Source organism: Bacillus pfraonensis (assembly GCF_050768835.1).
Classification (GTDB): Bacteria; Bacillota; Bacilli; order Bacillales; family Bacillaceae_G; genus Bacillus_A; species Bacillus_A pfraonensis.
The window spans coordinates 1-15,870 of sequence record NZ_JAHCDO010000033.1; the positions used below are offsets into that span (position 1 = coordinate 1).

General features: G+C 38.4%; 15 protein-coding genes and 1 pseudogene. 1 reads left to right on the forward strand and 15 read right to left on the reverse strand.

Annotated elements, in window-relative coordinates; translation table 11 throughout:
• From KFD70_RS23605 to KFD70_RS23645, 9 genes and pseudogenes are all read right to left on the reverse strand, one after another.
• Nucleotides 1-2,222: pseudogene (locus KFD70_RS23605) on the reverse strand (DNA translocase FtsK); the annotation flags it as partial.
• 301 nt (nucleotides 2,223-2,523) lie between these two features.
• Nucleotides 2,524-3,498, reverse strand: a complete 975-nt coding sequence (locus tag KFD70_RS23610; protein WP_336450424.1) for an N-acetylmuramoyl-L-alanine amidase — start codon at nucleotides 3,496-3,498, stop codon at nucleotides 2,524-2,526.
• A 204-nt stretch (nucleotides 3,499-3,702) separates the two neighbouring features.
• On the reverse strand, nucleotides 3,703-4,050 hold the full coding sequence (locus tag KFD70_RS23615) for a thiamine transporter (protein ID WP_336450425.1): 348 nt from the start codon (nucleotides 4,048-4,050) through the stop codon (nucleotides 3,703-3,705).
• Nucleotides 4,051-4,198: 148 nt separating this feature from the next.
• Nucleotides 4,199-4,813 (reverse strand): YtpR family tRNA-binding protein, encoded by a 615-nt coding sequence (ytpR, locus tag KFD70_RS23620; RefSeq protein WP_336450426.1) that lies wholly within the window; start codon nucleotides 4,811-4,813, stop codon nucleotides 4,199-4,201.
• Nucleotides 4,810-5,622, reverse strand: coding sequence for a DUF1444 domain-containing protein (locus KFD70_RS23625; RefSeq protein ID WP_336450427.1), 813 nt, complete (start codon nucleotides 5,620-5,622; stop codon nucleotides 4,810-4,812). The genes ytpR and KFD70_RS23625 overlap by 4 nt, the downstream gene beginning before the upstream one ends.
• 79 nt (nucleotides 5,623-5,701) lie before the next feature.
• Nucleotides 5,702-6,016, reverse strand: coding sequence for a thioredoxin family protein (locus tag KFD70_RS23630; RefSeq protein WP_336450428.1), 315 nt, complete (start codon nucleotides 6,014-6,016; stop codon nucleotides 5,702-5,704).
• Between the two features lie 83 nt (nucleotides 6,017-6,099).
• Entirely contained in the window at nucleotides 6,100-6,609 is a 510-nt protein-coding gene (locus tag KFD70_RS23635) for a DUF84 family protein (RefSeq protein ID WP_336450429.1), read from the reverse strand.
• A gap of 59 nt (nucleotides 6,610-6,668) precedes the next feature.
• Nucleotides 6,669-7,124, reverse strand: a complete 456-nt coding sequence (locus tag KFD70_RS23640) for a hypothetical protein (protein ID WP_336450430.1) — start codon at nucleotides 7,122-7,124, stop codon at nucleotides 6,669-6,671.
• A gap of 78 nt (nucleotides 7,125-7,202) precedes the next feature.
• Nucleotides 7,203-8,276: a M42 family metallopeptidase gene (locus tag KFD70_RS23645; RefSeq protein WP_336450431.1), complete on the reverse strand. Its 1,074-nt coding sequence runs from the start codon at nucleotides 8,274-8,276 to the stop codon at nucleotides 7,203-7,205.
• Between the two features lie 143 nt (nucleotides 8,277-8,419).
• Between KFD70_RS23645 and KFD70_RS23650 the strand changes: the two genes are divergently transcribed.
• Nucleotides 8,420-8,731 carry a PepSY domain-containing protein gene (locus KFD70_RS23650; protein WP_017153832.1) on the forward strand — a complete coding sequence of 104 codons (312 nt, stop codon included), beginning with the start codon at nucleotides 8,420-8,422 and terminating at the stop codon, nucleotides 8,729-8,731.
• 157 nt (nucleotides 8,732-8,888) lie between these two features.
• On the opposite strand, the gene KFD70_RS23655 is transcribed toward KFD70_RS23650, so the two are convergent.
• From KFD70_RS23655 to trmB, 6 genes are all read right to left on the reverse strand, one after another.
• Nucleotides 8,889-10,040, reverse strand: a complete 1,152-nt coding sequence (locus KFD70_RS23655; protein ID WP_336450432.1) for a thiolase family protein — start codon at nucleotides 10,038-10,040, stop codon at nucleotides 8,889-8,891.
• Complete coding sequence (locus tag KFD70_RS23660) at nucleotides 10,037-10,909, reverse strand: 3-hydroxyacyl-CoA dehydrogenase family protein (RefSeq protein WP_336450433.1); 873 nt, start codon at nucleotides 10,907-10,909, stop codon at nucleotides 10,037-10,039. Before KFD70_RS23660 ends, KFD70_RS23655 begins: the two co-directional genes overlap by 4 nt.
• A gap of 131 nt (nucleotides 10,910-11,040) precedes the next feature.
• Nucleotides 11,041-12,186, reverse strand: a complete 1,146-nt coding sequence (locus tag KFD70_RS23665; RefSeq protein ID WP_336450434.1) for an acyl-CoA dehydrogenase family protein — start codon at nucleotides 12,184-12,186, stop codon at nucleotides 11,041-11,043.
• A complete protein-coding gene (locus KFD70_RS23670) occupies nucleotides 12,186-13,754 on the reverse strand; it encodes a fatty acid--CoA ligase (protein WP_336450435.1) in 1,569 nt (522 codons plus the stop codon). Before KFD70_RS23670 ends, KFD70_RS23665 begins: the two co-directional genes overlap by 1 nt.
• A gap of 343 nt (nucleotides 13,755-14,097) precedes the next feature.
• Complete coding sequence (locus KFD70_RS23675; RefSeq protein ID WP_336450436.1) at nucleotides 14,098-14,961, reverse strand: YtnP family quorum-quenching lactonase; 864 nt, start codon at nucleotides 14,959-14,961, stop codon at nucleotides 14,098-14,100.
• Nucleotides 14,962-15,034: 73 nt separating this feature from the next.
• Nucleotides 15,035-15,688, reverse strand: coding sequence for a tRNA (guanosine(46)-N7)-methyltransferase TrmB (gene trmB, locus KFD70_RS23680; RefSeq protein WP_336450437.1), 654 nt, complete (start codon nucleotides 15,686-15,688; stop codon nucleotides 15,035-15,037).
• Nucleotides 15,689-15,870 lie beyond the last annotated feature (182 nt).

Below are 15,870 nucleotides of genomic sequence, written 5' to 3' on the forward strand. Positions count from 1 at the left end.
GTTTCCACTACAACTTGCTGTGCTGGTTTCTCTTCCACTTGGGTTTCCACTACAACTTGCTGTGCTGGTTTCTCTTCCACTTGGGTTTCCACTACAACTTGCTGTGCTGGTTTCTCTTCCACTTGGGTTTCCACTACAACTTGCTGTTCAGTTCGCCCTTTTTCTTGTGGTATTTCTTCCACTTGTTGCACAGGTTGCGCGTTCACTTGCGAAGTTTCTTCAGCTTGTTTTACAGGAGTCTGCGGTGTTTGCACCCTAACCGCATGCCTCTCCATCAACTTTCTTCTGTCTTGCTTTAACATCACAACATTAAACGGCACATGGCGCTTCTTCTCACGCTTCGGTTCTTCTTTTTGCTTAACAGGCTGTTCCAAAGCAACCTCTTGCTTTTCTTCTGCCTCTTCAATTAATACATTTGCAAAGTTTTGAATCACTTCTTTCGTATGCTTATCCGCCGCTAAAGCTGTTTCAGAAATATCGTTTTCTGCTTTAGAAACAAACTTCTCTTGTTCTGCAGGTTCTTCTACTACTTCAACTTCCGGCGTTGTTTCAGATTCTTCCGCTACTTCAACTTCCGGTGCTGTTTCACTTTCTTCCACTACTTCAACTTCCGGTGCTGTTTCATTTTCTTCCGCTACTTCAACTTCCGGTGCTGTTTCACTTTCTTCCACTACTTCAACTTCCGGTGCTGTTTCACTTTCTTCCGCTACTTCAACTTCCGGCGCTGTTTCACTTTCTTCCACTACTTCAACTTCCGGCGCTGTTTCACTTTCTTCCACTACTTCAACTTCCGGTGCTGTTTCACTTTCTTCCACTACTTCAACTTCCGGCGCTGTTTCACTTTCTTCTACTACTTCAACTTCCGGCGCTGTTTCACTTTCTTCTACTACTTCAACTTCCGGCGCTGTTTCACTTTCTTCTACTACTTCAACTTCCGGTGCTGTTTCACTTTCTTCCACTACTTCAACTTCCGGCGCTGTTTCACTTTCTTCCGCTACTTCAACTTCCGGCGCTGTTTCACTTTCTTCCACTACTTCAACTTCCGGCGCTGTTTCACTTTCTTCTACTACTTCAACTTCCGGCGCTGTTTCACTTTCTTCTACTACTTCAACTTCCGGCGCTGTTTCACTTTCTTCCACTACTTCAACTTCCGGCGCTGTTTCACTTTCTTCTACTACTTCAACTTTTTCTTCAATAACATTTTCTTTCAAAACAGCGTTCTCTACTGACTGTTCTTCTGTCTCTTTCTTATATTCAATTTCTTTCGTTGACGTTGTATTGATGTTCTCTACAGTAGAGTCTTGTAATTGGCCTTGTAGAGATTCTTCATTTCCTCCGTTATCATCTTGTGATAACACCACTACATCTGGTTCTTGTCTAAATATCTGTACGTTTTGAGCATTATGTTCTTCTTTCTTGTTATCCTGTCCAACTGATTTATGTAACAAGCTATCAGTTGCAAATGGACGCGAGTCTGAAGCGATATCTACCTTGCCTTGCTCTTCTAACGAACTAAGTGAACGTTCAGAATCGTAACCGTTTTTCTCTAGCCACTGATCAACAACGGATTTTTCCTCTTTTTTACTTTCTTGTTGTTGATGATCTAGATTTTCATCCTGCTTCTCAGAAGGAACAAAGGATTCGTCTGAGAAATCGGCAAGTGAGTATCCTTTTTTCTCTAGCCATGCATCGACGACTGATTTTCCTTCAACCGATATTTCAAGATCTTCCTGCTTTTTTTCTTCCGTCTTCACTTCTTCTTTCTCCATAGACGGACGTTTATATCCAAAGATCGGTGAAATCATCTCTGTTGGGCGAAATGGTCTTCGATTTCCTTCTTGTGTTGGTACAGATTTTTTTTGTATGAACGGCTCTGGCTTAATTTCTCGTTCAGCTTGTTGAGGGACAAATGTATGAATAGGTTCTTCTACATATCTCGGTCCGCGCCTCTCCATGTTTGTTACTCTCGGCAGTGGCTGCTTTTCAACATGTGTTGATTCTTCCACATTCTCCTCATCGAATCCATCATCAGGCACTAACGGAAATCGGCATTTCACACCTGAATTCCGACTAGCCATTTGCGCTTCTCTTGCTGCAGTGTAGTGGTTTACACGAGGAATTTTCGGCTTACTTTCAGTGTTCTTCGGTACTTCTTTATTCATCGCTGTTTTTTCTTCCTGATGTTCCTCTTTGTTAAACAGCTTTTTCATCCAATCTAACATGTTTACCACTCTTTCTACTAAATAGTAACATCCTTTATTGTATCAGCATTCGGCAAAAAGTGCAGGTAAAATTACGTTCTTGTATTTTGTACACCATATTCAAATTTTCAGTAAGTATAATACAAATCTATTTTAATTTTTCAACATATAAGTCGGTACCCGAAAAACAAAAAGTGACCTTGTACTCGTGTTCTCGCAGGAAGGTGACCTGATCGCTTCTATCCACGATCTGATACTCTCTACTACCTTAAAAAGTTGTTTTTATATAAGAAAATAGCAGCCTCATATATAAGGCTGCCACTTAGAGCTTAATCCTCCGGTATTCTTCTACACTCTCTGCCACACTTTGCAGTAAAGATCCTAAATATTGTGTGTCTGATAGTTTCTGATCTTCTTCAGGATTCGACATAAATCCAAGTTCAAGTAAAACGCCTGGAACTTTTGACCAATTGAATCCGGAAAGATCATCTCGAAACTTAATCCCATTTACTTTTACTTGGCTGTTTTCTTTCATTTTCTTTACGATTATTTGAGAAACTTGTAAGCTTTCTGTATAAATTTCTTTTGTATATGTATTTCCTTCCGCTGGCGTCAATACAGCAAACCCTGTTTGCGCTCGATTTTCAGAACCATCTGCATGAAGACGTAAAAATAAGTTCGCTTGATGATCATTCGCAAATGTCGCACGTTCTTTATTACTGATGTCAACATCATGTGTTGTTCTTGTCATCAGTACTTGCATGCCTTTCGCTTCGAGCTTCTCTTTTAGCATAACCGCAGCTTCTAATACAAGAACAGATTCTCGTTTTTTCGTCACAACACCAGTCGTTCCATCAGTCACTTTATATTTCTGTTCAACTGCACCCGGGCCAATTGGTTCTAAATTTAAATTTGCTTTCTCTTGATGCCCTGGATCAATCACCACAAGAAACTTCCCTTGTTTTTGCTCAGCATCTACTTTTACCGCAGGAGGGTTCGCTGATTCCTCAGCCGGTGGTACTTGTTCTACCTTTGGCTCTTGTTTTTGATCTTGCTCCGTGGATAACTCTTGTTCAGTTTTTTTCTCTTGTTCTCCATTTTGTTCCACTGGTAATTCAGTTTCTACTTTCTTCTCTTGCTTCTCTTGCTTCTCTGGCGGGGCTTCTTTCTTGTTTTCTACAACCTTTTTACTCTCTTCTTGAACAGTAGATAGCGTTTCTTTTTCTTGTTCTTTCGAGCATGCACCCATATATATTCCAAGTAATGCAACTACACACATCATTTTTATATACTTCATCGTTTCTCTCCCATCTAAAAAGAAAGATTTCATGCCGGTTTTTCAATTTTTATTTAGGTTTTCGCATATAAATCGCGGCTATGAAGAAAAAAGGACCTACTCTTATTCTCTCTTTGTTTTCACTCCGCATAGGGTAAGGTCGACGCTCTCTTCCAACTTAAGAGAAAGGTTTTCAATTAGATTTTTCACTTTTTATGTCTATATTTAAAATAGTTTCATAATCTCATCAATACTACGTGCGATACAAACTGGTTCCCATATCTCTGCTCCTTTTTCTGCTGTGTATATGGGCTGAAGATCATTCTTTATATCAACAAAGATAGGATCACCCATATCCGTCTCATATCCAATAACAATCCAACCCTCTTGCCAATCTCCCTTTTTTCCACCAATAAGCGAATTTTTGTTTTTATCATATCGATATCCCGTTTGTCCCTTTTCCAATTCATTTTCATGAAATAAGTATATTTCAAATGATTGTAATTCAATATCATGTTTCCTCGAAGTTTCGATAAGACCTAGAAGCTCTTTTACTTTTGGATGCTGTTTCATACACTCCTATCCCCTTCTATTTTTTCTAAATTTTAACTAATTTGTTTTTGAAATACAATATGATTTTTTGGGAAAAGCGTTACAATCTAGGGACATTTCCGCAAAAAAAGTAGCCTCATTTTATAATGAGGCTACTTTTCTATATCAATTAAAATTTAAATTCTTGTCCAACTTCATAGCTATCTTCTAATACAAGGATACCTTTTTCTTGCGGAGCATCTGGAAGCTCTAATTCACGTGCAGAGCAAAGCATACCAGAAGATGGAGTACCGCGAAGTTCAGCTGGTTTAATTAGCATACCACTTGGCATTACAGCACCGATTTTTGCGACAACAACTTTTTGTCCTGCATCAACGTTTGGTGCGCCACATACGATTTGCAATGTCTCTGTACCAATTTCCACTTTACAAATGCTTAATTTATCAGCATTTGGATGTTTTTCTTTTTCAGCTACGTAGCCAACAACAAATTTCGGCGTTAGATCTGCTTCTACTTTTTCTTCAAAGCCATTCTTCGCTAAGATTTCATTGATCTTTTCAACAAGCTCTTTTGTCAAAGTAAGGTTTCCAGTTTCCTTTACTTCTACATAAGAAGACGCATTAAAGATGTTAAATCCTCCTGTTACATTGCTTTCACGATCATAAACGCGAGCAACATCTCCTTTGCGGTCAAACGTACGGTTTTCTAATGTGATATCTTGTAAGGCAACGATTAATGTGTCGCCAATTCCTTCAAGGTTATAAAAAACGTTCACTTTGTTCATCCTTTCTCTTTTCCATCTGTCTTCTTCCGATTTTTTGCTAAAATAAAGATCGGCTCAAAGTTCCCATCTTCATATACAAATGAAAGTGATGTAATCGGAACATGACCCTCAGCAAAAAACTTCATTGTCATTTGTGCAATAATATCATAACCGATTTCGTTCACGATATCAGCAATAATTAAAACATCTTGGTGCGGAACAGCCACCACCATGTCGCCTGAAATCTTTTCACGCATTGATTGTAATAGCGATTCATTCAAAATACGACTCGCATCATAGCCATCATTTGTGTTTAAGAAATAAAATGTATTTCCTGCTACTTCATCTTGCTTAAATGTATGACTTAATGAACGCACATTAAACAATGCCATTTCACGTACTTGCTGCTCAGTAAGCCCTAATTTTTGTAATAAACGCTCATCAATTAAGCGATATGTTTTATTAGAGTCTAATGCATAATAAATGCGCGTTTCTGCTGTATGATCCGTCATTAAAAACGGATTGCCTTCCTCGGCTTGTTTCGGGAAAGAAGTAGAGCGAATAACCGGCAGAATTTTTGCTGCACTGCTTTCTTCTTTATGCATTGCAACCAGTGCCTCTTGCACGTAATAGACGACATCTTCAATTGCCGCTTCTTTTTTCACTTCCCATTTTGCTACAACTCCTGGAAGCGAAATGTTAATACCTTTTTTCGTATCTTTTTGCTCAATGCGAAGTACATCTTTTTCACTATCATAATGAAATTCCCATTCTGGGCGAGCTAATCTACTCATTAGCTCTTCTTTCATTTTTTTATTTGTCATTTTCATCTTGTTTGCCTCCCTTCCAAAAAAATAACCTCCCCCGCGAAGGTAGAGGTTGCTTTTACAATTTAATTGGCTACTCGCCTTATTTTAACCCTTCAATAAACGCTTCAATTTGTTCTTGTGTTTTACGATCTTTGTTTACATAGCGTCCAGTTTCTTCACCTTTATTGTACGCTACAAAGCTCGGAATGCCAAATACGTCTAATTTCACGCATAGATCAATAAATTCATCACGATCTACATAGTAAAATGAGAAATCACTATATTTCTCTTCCACTTCCGGCATAAATGGATCAACAAAACGGCAATCTGGGCACCATTCTGCTGAGAACATAAAAATTACTTTCTCTTCATTTTTTAACTCTTGGAATTGCTCCATACTTTCTAATGATTTCATCTATATTTCCTCCTCTAACGAAGTGTATCTTTTCATGTGTAATCTTTCTTTTATACTACCATACATCACGCATGGTGCAAGGTTTATGCTTGCTTTTCATCATACTTATATTGTCCAATTAACAGCTTTACAATATGTACAAATAACCCTGTACGATCCACATGATGATCTGTGAAGATTCCAATTGCACCTTCATGACTGCGAATATCTTTCCGCATTACAAATTCCTCCATGACTTCGCTTAGCTCTTTCCCGCTTTCAAGAGGAGCAAGAAAATCGTCGGGTAACTTAATACGCGCCCCGCCCGCTATAAATATTTTCCCTTCCCTTGTTGCTAAAGCACCCCAGTTACACATAAACAAGCCGTGATCTGTTTTCATAACGCCTCCTTCTAATCCAAACCCGATGTCAGCTTGCTCTGCTTCTAGCGCTCGCTTTGCTCTATTGATTGCACCTTGCATCGTTTCTTCATCAGAGAATGGTTGCGCTGCGACTCCTGAAGGAACGGAAACTGCAGTAATAATCGCATCTTTCCATACTTCTTGTACGGCTCCTACTTTTGTTTGATTTTTCGATCCAATTGCTACTTTCATCTTATCCACCTCGATCTCTATATACATCCTGGTCAATACGAAAAAATTCGAATTATTTTTTATGGCAATTCATATTCCCATCTATGCGTACATTCTGTCAGCATGTATTTTCCTGTGTCTCTTTCTAAATCCCGCTTATAACTTATGTAACTACATTGCTCTGGCGAAGTAATAATTTCAATAGGAAGATCCGGTGACTGCTTGAAACGACTCAGGTCAGGTATCACTTCTATCCAACTTTCTTTTGTTTTTTCATCATAATGGGATTTTAAATGATATATGAGCCAACCTTCTGCCTCTTTAGGTGCATCACTGGCTAAAGAAGCCTTTCCTCCAAAATATTGACGAGCTACTGTAATTTCTCCCTCTTTTCCGTTCTTCATGTCCTCCATAAATTGTACGATTTCATGAATATCTGCATCTTTCACTCCCTCCTCAAAGACACTGCGATTCACCAAAAATAGTATAGCTATAACCGACACTATAATACCGATTATTACCCATTTTTTTGTCATGTGGTTCCTCCACTATTGATTTATAAATGAGCAGACACTCTTTTCCATCAAAAAAAGAAAGGGTTTTATCCCTCTCTTTTAAGCGTTATTTTTAATTGTTTCTAACGTCGTTTTATCTGTTGCTTTCACAAGTTTCGTAATCAATTCTTTCGCTGCTGCATAATCATCCACATGTAAAATAGATGCATGTGTATGAACGTAACGAGCGCAAACACCAATTACTGCTGACGGAATACCAGAGTTACTTGTATGTACACGACCAGCATCTGTACCACCTTGTGAAACAAAGTATTGGTATGGAATGTTATGTGTTTCTGCTGTATCTAAAATAAATTCACGTATTCCTCTATGTGTTACCATTGTACGGTCATAAATACGAAGAAGCGCTCCTTTTCCTAATTGGCCGAACTGCGTTTTATCCCCAGATGCATCATTTGCTGGACTTGCATCAAGCGCATAGAAAATATCTGGCTGAATCATGTTCGCAGCTGTTTGCGCCCCTCGAAGTCCTACTTCTTCTTGTACAGTTGCACCAGAATATAATGTATTTGGTAATGTTTCATCTTTTAGTTCTTTTAATAATTCGATCGCAAGCCCACAGCCATAACGGTTATCCCAAGCTTTTGCCATGATTTTCTTTTCATTTGCCATCGGTGTAAACGGACAAATTGGAACAATTTGTTGTCCTGGTTTCACACCAATTTCAAGCGCATCTTCATAACTATCTGCACCGATATCAATTAACATATTTTTTATATCCATTGGTTTTGCACGTTGCGCATCACTTAATAAATGAGGGGGAATGGAACCAACAACCCCAACAACCGGTCCGTTTTTCGTCATAATTTGTACACGCTGTGCTAGTAATACTTGACTCCACCAGCCGCCTAGCGTTTGAAAACGAATCATTCCGTTTTTCATAATTTGCGTAACCATAAAGCCGACTTCATCCATATGACCAGCTACAAGTACACGTGGGCCAGTTTCATCCCCTTTTTTCAGGCCGAATACGCTACCTAAACCATCTTGGACGATTTCATCTGCATATTTACTTAGCTCTTGTTTCATAAAGCGGCGCACATCATGCTCAAATCCTGATGTACCTTGTAATTCTGTTAACGTGCGAAATAATTCTAATGTCTCTTTATTCACGAAGTCCCCTTCTTTCAAACCTTAGTAGAATACCTCTTTTTATTGTAACGAAATTTTCGAAATGTTTCTAGTTTCTTCTTTTTTCGTTAAAATTGCATTATAATTGTTATCGATACACTATTTTATAGAAGTGAGGTGAATATATGAGCTGGAAAGGTTTACTAGCTGGTGTTGGTGTTGGTTTTGCAGCTGGTTATCTTGTTGCAAACAAAGTTCAAGAACAATCCCATATTTCTTCAGAAAAAGCATTGAAAATGGTGAAACAAGCATTAAGTCATAAAGGCGAAGTTACTGGCTCTTGGGTACATATGGTTCCAGAGACATTTGAAAAATATGATGTCGCGTACGAAGTATACCGCGGCGGTCTTACAACAATTTTGAATGATATACAAGAACGATTCGAATTTTTAGTAGATGCAAAAACAGGTACAGTTTTAGAAGTAAAAGCGGCCTAAAGGAACTCTAAAAATCCGAAAACATACGTTTAAATAAAGTAAAACTTTAATCAGTAGAGGGTTTGCTTCCTTATCAACTGATTATTAACTCTCACCAATCGATATTTTACAAGCAGTAGCCACATAACAGCGTGCAGACGAATTTCTGCACGCCTTTTCACATTCTTTCAATTATCGTTGCAGTCGACATCCCATGTCCAATGCAAATTGTCAGCAGGCCATATCTTCCCTGCCTCCTCTCCAATTCATGAAGAAGAGAAGTCATTAATTTCGCACCAGTTGCCCCAAGTGGATGACCCAATGCAATTGCACCACCATTAACATTGACCTTTTGCAAATCTGCTTCCATTTCCTTTTGCCATGCTAACACAACCGATGCAAATGCTTCATTAATCTCTATAACATCCATATCCTGAATTGTTAAATTTGATTTTTGCAGCACTTTTTTCGTTGCAGGGATAACACCATCAAGCATTGTCGTCGGATCAGAACCAACAACCACTTGATTCACAATACGAGCACGCGCTTTACACCCCAGCTCTTTCGCTTTTTCACTATCCATCAGCAAGATCGCTGCAGCACCATCACTAATTTGGCTTGCATTCCCTGCTGTAATTACTCCATTTTCTTTAAACACCGTTTTTAAATTGGCTAACGCTTCATAAGAAGTATCCCTTCTCGGTCCTTCATCATTTTCAACTAATATTTCATTTCCTTCTTTATCTACACCGCGCAGTGGGACAATCTCTCGCTGAAAGTTTCCAGATTCAATCGCTTGAAGTGCTCGTCTATGACTTTCTAACGCGTAAGTATCTAACTGTTCACGGGTAATACCGTATTTTTCTGCAATCATCTCAGCAGACACACCTTGATGTACAATTTGATACTTTTCATGAAGACTACTTGGGATAGTCTGTTCATTTCCATCGCTTAAAATAGGAACTTTTGTCATATGTTCTACACCAGCTGCAATTGTAATATCGATATCCCCTGATTTAATTTCTTGCGCGGCAAAGTGAATCGCCTGTTGCCCAGAACCGCAAAGACGATTAATCGTTACTGCCGGAACTGTTATAGGAAAACCTGCTTCGAGTGCTGAAAGTCTTCCAATATTAAAACCTTGTTCGTTAATTGGCGTTACACAACCCATAACAATATCTTCTATGAGTCCTTTCTCTATATTTCCCCGTTTTGTTACTTCATCCAGTGCAACTGCCGCAAGTTGTACTGGATGAAGTAAACGAAACGCTCCATTTCTTTTACCAACCGGCGTACGTACAGCTTCAACAATGACAACATCTCGCTTCATATTTTCTCTCCTACTTTCCCTTTTGAATAATCATAAAAACCTTTCTCAGTCTTTCTTCCAAGATGCCCTGCTTCTACAAGTTTCACAAGTATTTGCGGTGCTCTAAACCTATCACCAAATGCTTCTGTTAGTCCTTTGCTCGCAAATAGCATTGTATCTAGTCCTACATAATCTGCTAGTTCAAATGGTCCCATTGGATAGTTCAAACCAAGCTTAATTGCTTTATCAATCTCCTCTTTACTTGTAATGCCTTCTTCATACATACGCATGCACTCTAACATATGAATAGCAATTGCCCGCGATGTCACAAATCCTTGCATATCTTTCACAACTACCGTTTCTTTTCCAAGTTCTTCTGATACTGTTCTTACTGCTTGTATTGTGCTTTCTGCCGTAACCACTCCTCGTACAATTTCAACGAGCTTCATAACAGGAGCAGGGTTAAACCAGTGCATTCCGACTACTTTTTCGGGACGACTCGTTGCACTTGCAATCGCAGTTACACTTAACTCAGAGGTATTTGTTGCTAGAATGGTAGATTGCGCTGTATATAAATCTAGCTTTTGAAAAATCTCCTTCTTCAACTGTAATATTTCTGGTACAGCTTCAATAACAAGCTCTACATTTTGGCAAGCCTCTTGCAATATAACTGTAGAAGTTATATTGGATAAGATTCCATTTTTCTCTTCATCCGTCATACGTCCTGCGCTTACGAAACGACTCAAGCTTTTGGTGATCGTTCCATAAGACTTTTGTAAACTTTCTTCCGATACATCATACATTTTCACATGTTTACCACCCATCGCTAACGCCTGGGCGATTCCACTTCCCATAATTCCTACACCAATTACTGCGATATTTTGAATCATCGTATTCCTCCTACCATTACTTTTCATTTTTTCTATGTAATGCATTCAAACAAAACATTCGTTGCAAAATAGTCTTGAATACTATTGGGTAATAGAATGAGAGATATCAATAACGATTATTCCTTACAGCATCATAGGTCCATACTTTTTGCAATTATATTTTTCATGATTTCATTCGTCCCAGCATAAATCGAACTTACCGGAATATCACGATAACGGCGCGCAATCTCATATTCTTCCATGTAGCCATATCCGCCGTGCAGTTGTATGCACTCCGCTGCTACTTTTTTTGCAAGATCTGTTAACCACCACTTCGCCATCGATACTTTTGTTACAATATTCTCGCCATTCATATGAGCAGTAATACAGTCATCTACAAATGTTTTACCAATTTCAATTTCCGTATACATCTCTGCTAATCGAAACTGTACCGTTTGAAAATCGCTTATATGTTTCCCGAATGCTTTTCTCTCTTTTACATACTTTTTCGTTATATGTAGCATCACTTCCGCTGCTGTTTTCGCTGCAATTGCAACGATAAGACGTTCTTGTTGCAACTTTTCCATTAGATAATAAAAGCCTTTTCCTTCTTCCCCTAACAAATTAGAAGCAGGGACTTTTACATCTTCAAAAATAAGTTCCGCTGTATCTTGACTATGTAAGCCAATTTTTTTTAGTTTTTTTCCTCTTTTAAATCCTTCCATTCCTCTTTCTAAAACGAGCAGGCTCATTCCTTTATGAACTGGTTTAACATTTGTGTCTGTCTTACAAACAACAATGACTAAATCCGCATGAATACCATTTGTAATAAATGTTTTTTCACCATTCACGACATAATCAGCACCTTCTTTCCTTGCCGTTGTTCGAATACTCGCCAAGTCAGAACCTGCTCCTGGCTCTGTCATCGCAATTGCAGTTATATATTCACCGCTTACGCATTTTGGTAACCAGCGTTTCTTTTGTTCTTCTGTTCCGTACTGCGTGAAGTATGGAACAACAATATCATTATGCAAACCAATTCCAATTAAACTTGATCCAACCTTTTCAAGTTCCTCATTAATGACAATCGAATATCCAAAATCAGCACCTGCTCCACCATACTGCTCATCTACCATCGGACAAAGGAAACCTTTATTTCCCATACTTGTCCAGAAAGAACGAGGAATCATCCCGTTTTTTTCCCATTCGTCATAGTATGGATATGCTTCCTTTTCTAAAAATTTATGAAAAGCATCACGAAAAATGTGATGCTCTTCCTGTAAATACTTATGTTTCATCATATCCTCTCCTTAGATTCCTCTTCTATCACTTGGCTACGTAAAATAAATTTTTGAATTTTACCGCTCGCATTCCTTGGCAATTGTTCAACAAATACATAGCGACGCGGACGTTTATAATCAGCAAGTTTATCACTTGCTTTACAGTACTCATCTAATATTTCTGCGGTAAGAGACTGATCTTTTGAAACGATGTACGCTAAAACACTTTCTCCCCAAAGCTCATCTTTTTCTCCAAGTACCGCAACATCTAAAATGCTTTCATGCGTATACAAAAAATCTTCGACTTCACGTGGATAAATGTTTTCTCCACCGCTAACAAGCATATCGTCAACGCGATCTGCAACATACAAATAACCATCTGCATCTACATAGCCTAAATCTCCTGAATGATACCATCCTTTATATAGGGCTTTTGCTGTCGCCTCTTCATTGTTGTAGTACCCTTTCATCAAACAGGAACCCCGCATAATAATTTCTCCGATTTCATACGGCCTTACTATATCATTGGGCTCAGATGGACCTTCTTCATTTGGACGGACAATACGAATTTCATGATTATAGGCAGCTTTTCCTGCAGAACCTACTTTAGTAAGTTGCTCATTCTCTCGTAAAAAAGTAACTGCCGGTCCCATTTCCGTCATACCATAAGCTTGTACTAATGAAACATTCAATTTTTCATCACAAGCTTTTACAAGTGCCGGTGCCATTGAAGCTGCTCCATATAAACCGTACCGAAGAGAAGATAAATCATATCGCATTAAATCTTCCTGCAACATCATATTCCACATGGTAGGTGCCGCAAACATAACAGTAACCTTTTCTTTTTCAATCATTTCAAGAACATTCTTTGCATCGAAATGGTGCAGAATAATATTTGTGCCACCGCTATGTACCCTTGGAACGAAACAACAATGCAGCTCTGCACAATGAAACATTGGTGCTGTTACAAGACCACGACTATTTTCGGTGTAATGTAAATATGCGATTCCCATCAAACTTTGATCAATAATTTCTCGGTGCCGGTGAAGTACCCCCTTTGGATAACCAGTTGTTCCACTTGTATACATAATGGAACAAACATCATCTTCTTTTACTTCTACTGCTTCAAATTGTGGTAATGCATTGGATAGTTTTTCTTCATATGAAATAGAAAACGACGGATGAGTTTGGTCGATGTACCAGAACTGAATATGAGGAAATTGTTTATGAATGCTTTGTACTTGAGAGGATAATTGCTGTTCAAAAAGTACGATTTTTGGAGAGGCATCTTCTAATATATAACTGAGTTCTTGTGGTTTTAATCTAAAATTAATTGGGTTAAATATGGCACCAATTTTTGCACAAGCAAAACATGTAGTTGCGAGCTCACTACTATTAAAGAGAAATGTCGAAACGCGGTCACCTTTTTGTATACCACTTTTTTGAAGTGCATGAGCTAGCTTATTCACTTGTTCATTCCATTCTGTATACGTCCAGCGAATATTTTTCTTCGGTTCAACAATTGCTTCTTTATTTGGATAACTTTCAGTAGTCAATTCAAGCAATTTTCCAATCGTTATATACAATATATTTCCCCCTTTCGAATAAAGTGAAACTTTAATCAGTAGGGGGTTCTTCATCCCCCACTGATTATTAGCCCTCACCAATCGGGCTTTTACGGGCAGCCCTCCCCCTACCTATCTTCCCCGTTTCCCTCTGAATCTTGAGGTGGGGGCTTACTGCCTGTTAATGCGGGATAAAACGCTTCTCATATAGAACGTGTAATAATGTAGTAACTCAGAGATATTATAACAATTTTCAGAATATTTTAAAGTTTATTCTTTCGACAAATCCTTACAACGAAGTGGTTTGTAGTTGTAAGGAAGCATGAAGTGGAGGGGTCCTCTCCACTTCATGCTTCTATCTTTCTTACACTTCGCTTGATACATTCACTTCTTTTCGTTCTACCTTCTCAAGCATATTTCCTTCTTCATCCCACTTCACAGCGCGGTAATACGCATCATGGTAAAATGTAAACCACGCCTTTTTCTCCATTCCATACTTCATCCACTTCTGCTTATGTTCAATAGATGTCATTGGGTAATCATCATAAGCCATGACCCATAGTACGTTTTGGTGAGCGTGCGTTGGCAATAAATCTGCTAAATGGAGCATCGTTTCCCCCTGACTTTCAAGAACAATCACAGCATGACCATCACTATGTCCGCCTGTATGCACCATTCTTACTTCATCTGAAATTTGGATTTCTTCTTTGAAGGTGACAATTTGCTCTACAATCGGCTCCCAATTTTCTTTCCAATATGTATTACGAGAACGAATATTAGGACTTTTCATTTCATTCCATTCTGTTTCTGACACGTATACTTTTGCATTTGGGAACGTTGGAACAAGCCTACTACCTTCCCACTTCGTTAATCCTGATGCATGATCAAAATGAAGGTGCGTCATTAATACATAATGGATATCTTGTGGCTTTAAACCAAGCTCGGCTAAAGAAATTTCCACTGACGATTCTTCCGTCACACCTTGATTCCGCTTCATCTTTTCATTCATTTTATCATTTCCAATTCCTGAATCAATAAGCATATTCCCATCTTTCGTTTGCACAAGCAATGGGTCTGTCCGTAAATAAATATGATTTGTATCATTATGTTTATATTTGCGTGACCATAAAACTTTCGGTACAACACCAAACATTGCTCCCCCATCTAAATGTGTATTCCCACCGCAGAGCCATGTCACTTTGATTTCTCCGATTTTTAAAGATTCCATTCCACATTCCCCCTTTTCATCTTTATTTTAACATAAAATTCAGATTATTTTTCCGTATAAAAAAACCTGTGCATTACTGCGCAGGTTCTGTACGATATTTCGCTTCAACACGATAAATACGATGTCCTTTACTAGAAAATTTCTCTTCATATTCCGTCATAATGTTACCTTCAAAATCACTATTATGAAGATCTAAGCTAAGGAATGTGAGTAGCATACCATATTCAGCCATACTCATAAGAGAGTATTCAAATAAACCTTGGTTATCCGTTTTAAAATGAATTTCTCCGCCCGTTACTAACACTTCTTCATAATTACGTAAAAACGTTTTATACGTTAAACGACGCTTTGCGTGGCGGTTTTTTGGCCATGGATCTGAGAAATTTAAATACACACGGTCAATTTCACCGTTTGCAAAGAACACGGTTAAATCTTCAGCATCTTTATTAATCAATTTTAAGTTTGGTACTTCTTCTTCAATTAACTTATCAAGCGCATCTACGATAACACTTGTGAATTTTTCAATTCCGATATAATTAATATGCGGGTTCGCTTTTGCCATCTCATAAACGAAACGGCCACGACCTGTTCCTACTTCAATATGAATTGGATTGTCATTTCCAAACACTTCTTGCCAATTGCCACGACGCTCCTCTGGATTTCCAATTACAAACTGTGAGTATTCATTAATTCGATCCATTGCATATGGTTTATGTCTTAAACGCATAGATGTCTCCCTCTCTTTACCAGACTATTTTTTGAAGGTTCATTCCTTCTTTCTTTTTTAATCAATCTACCAAACAAAAAACCAAGTACGTACGAGCACTCGGTCCGTTTCTTTCAAGTATAAGGTGTACCATTTTGATACAAACTACAAAGAGCATAGAACGAAACTTTCATTTCTGTAGA

Bases quoted from the DNA above. Each gene is read 5' to 3' on its own strand.
- trmB (WP_336450437.1), bottom strand. From the start codon at position 15,688: ATGCGTTTAAGACATAAACCATATGCAATGGATCGAATTAATGAATAC.
- KFD70_RS23630 (WP_336450428.1), bottom strand. From the start codon at position 6,016: ATGAAATCATTAGAAAGTATGGAGCAATTCCAAGAGTTAAAAAATGAA.
- KFD70_RS23635 (WP_336450429.1), bottom strand. From the start codon at position 6,609: ATGAAAGTAGCAATTGGATCGAAAAATCAAACAAAAGTAGGAGCCGTA.
- KFD70_RS23625 (WP_336450427.1), bottom strand. From the start codon at position 5,622: ATGAAAATGACAAATAAAAAAATGAAAGAAGAGCTAATGAGTAGATTA.
- KFD70_RS23615 (WP_336450425.1), bottom strand. From the start codon at position 4,050: ATGAAACAGCATCCAAAAGTAAAAGAGCTTCTAGGTCTTATCGAAACT.
- KFD70_RS23650 (WP_017153832.1), top strand. From the start codon at position 8,420: ATGAGCTGGAAAGGTTTACTAGCTGGTGTTGGTGTTGGTTTTGCAGCT.
- KFD70_RS23640 (WP_336450430.1), bottom strand. From the start codon at position 7,124: ATGACAAAAAAATGGGTAATAATCGGTATTATAGTGTCGGTTATAGCT.
- KFD70_RS23610 (WP_336450424.1), bottom strand. From the start codon at position 3,498: ATGAAGTATATAAAAATGATGTGTGTAGTTGCATTACTTGGAATATAT.
- KFD70_RS23655 (WP_336450432.1), bottom strand. From the start codon at position 10,040: ATGAAGCGAGATGTTGTCATTGTTGAAGCTGTACGTACGCCGGTTGGT.
- KFD70_RS23660 (WP_336450433.1), bottom strand. From the start codon at position 10,909: ATGATTCAAAATATCGCAGTAATTGGTGTAGGAATTATGGGAAGTGGA.
- KFD70_RS23665 (WP_336450434.1), bottom strand. From the start codon at position 12,186: ATGAAACATAAGTATTTACAGGAAGAGCATCACATTTTTCGTGATGCT.
- ytpR (WP_336450426.1), bottom strand. From the start codon at position 4,813: ATGAACAAAGTGAACGTTTTTTATAACCTTGAAGGAATTGGCGACACA.
- KFD70_RS23675 (WP_336450436.1), bottom strand. From the start codon at position 14,961: ATGGAATCTTTAAAAATCGGAGAAATCAAAGTGACATGGCTCTGCGGT.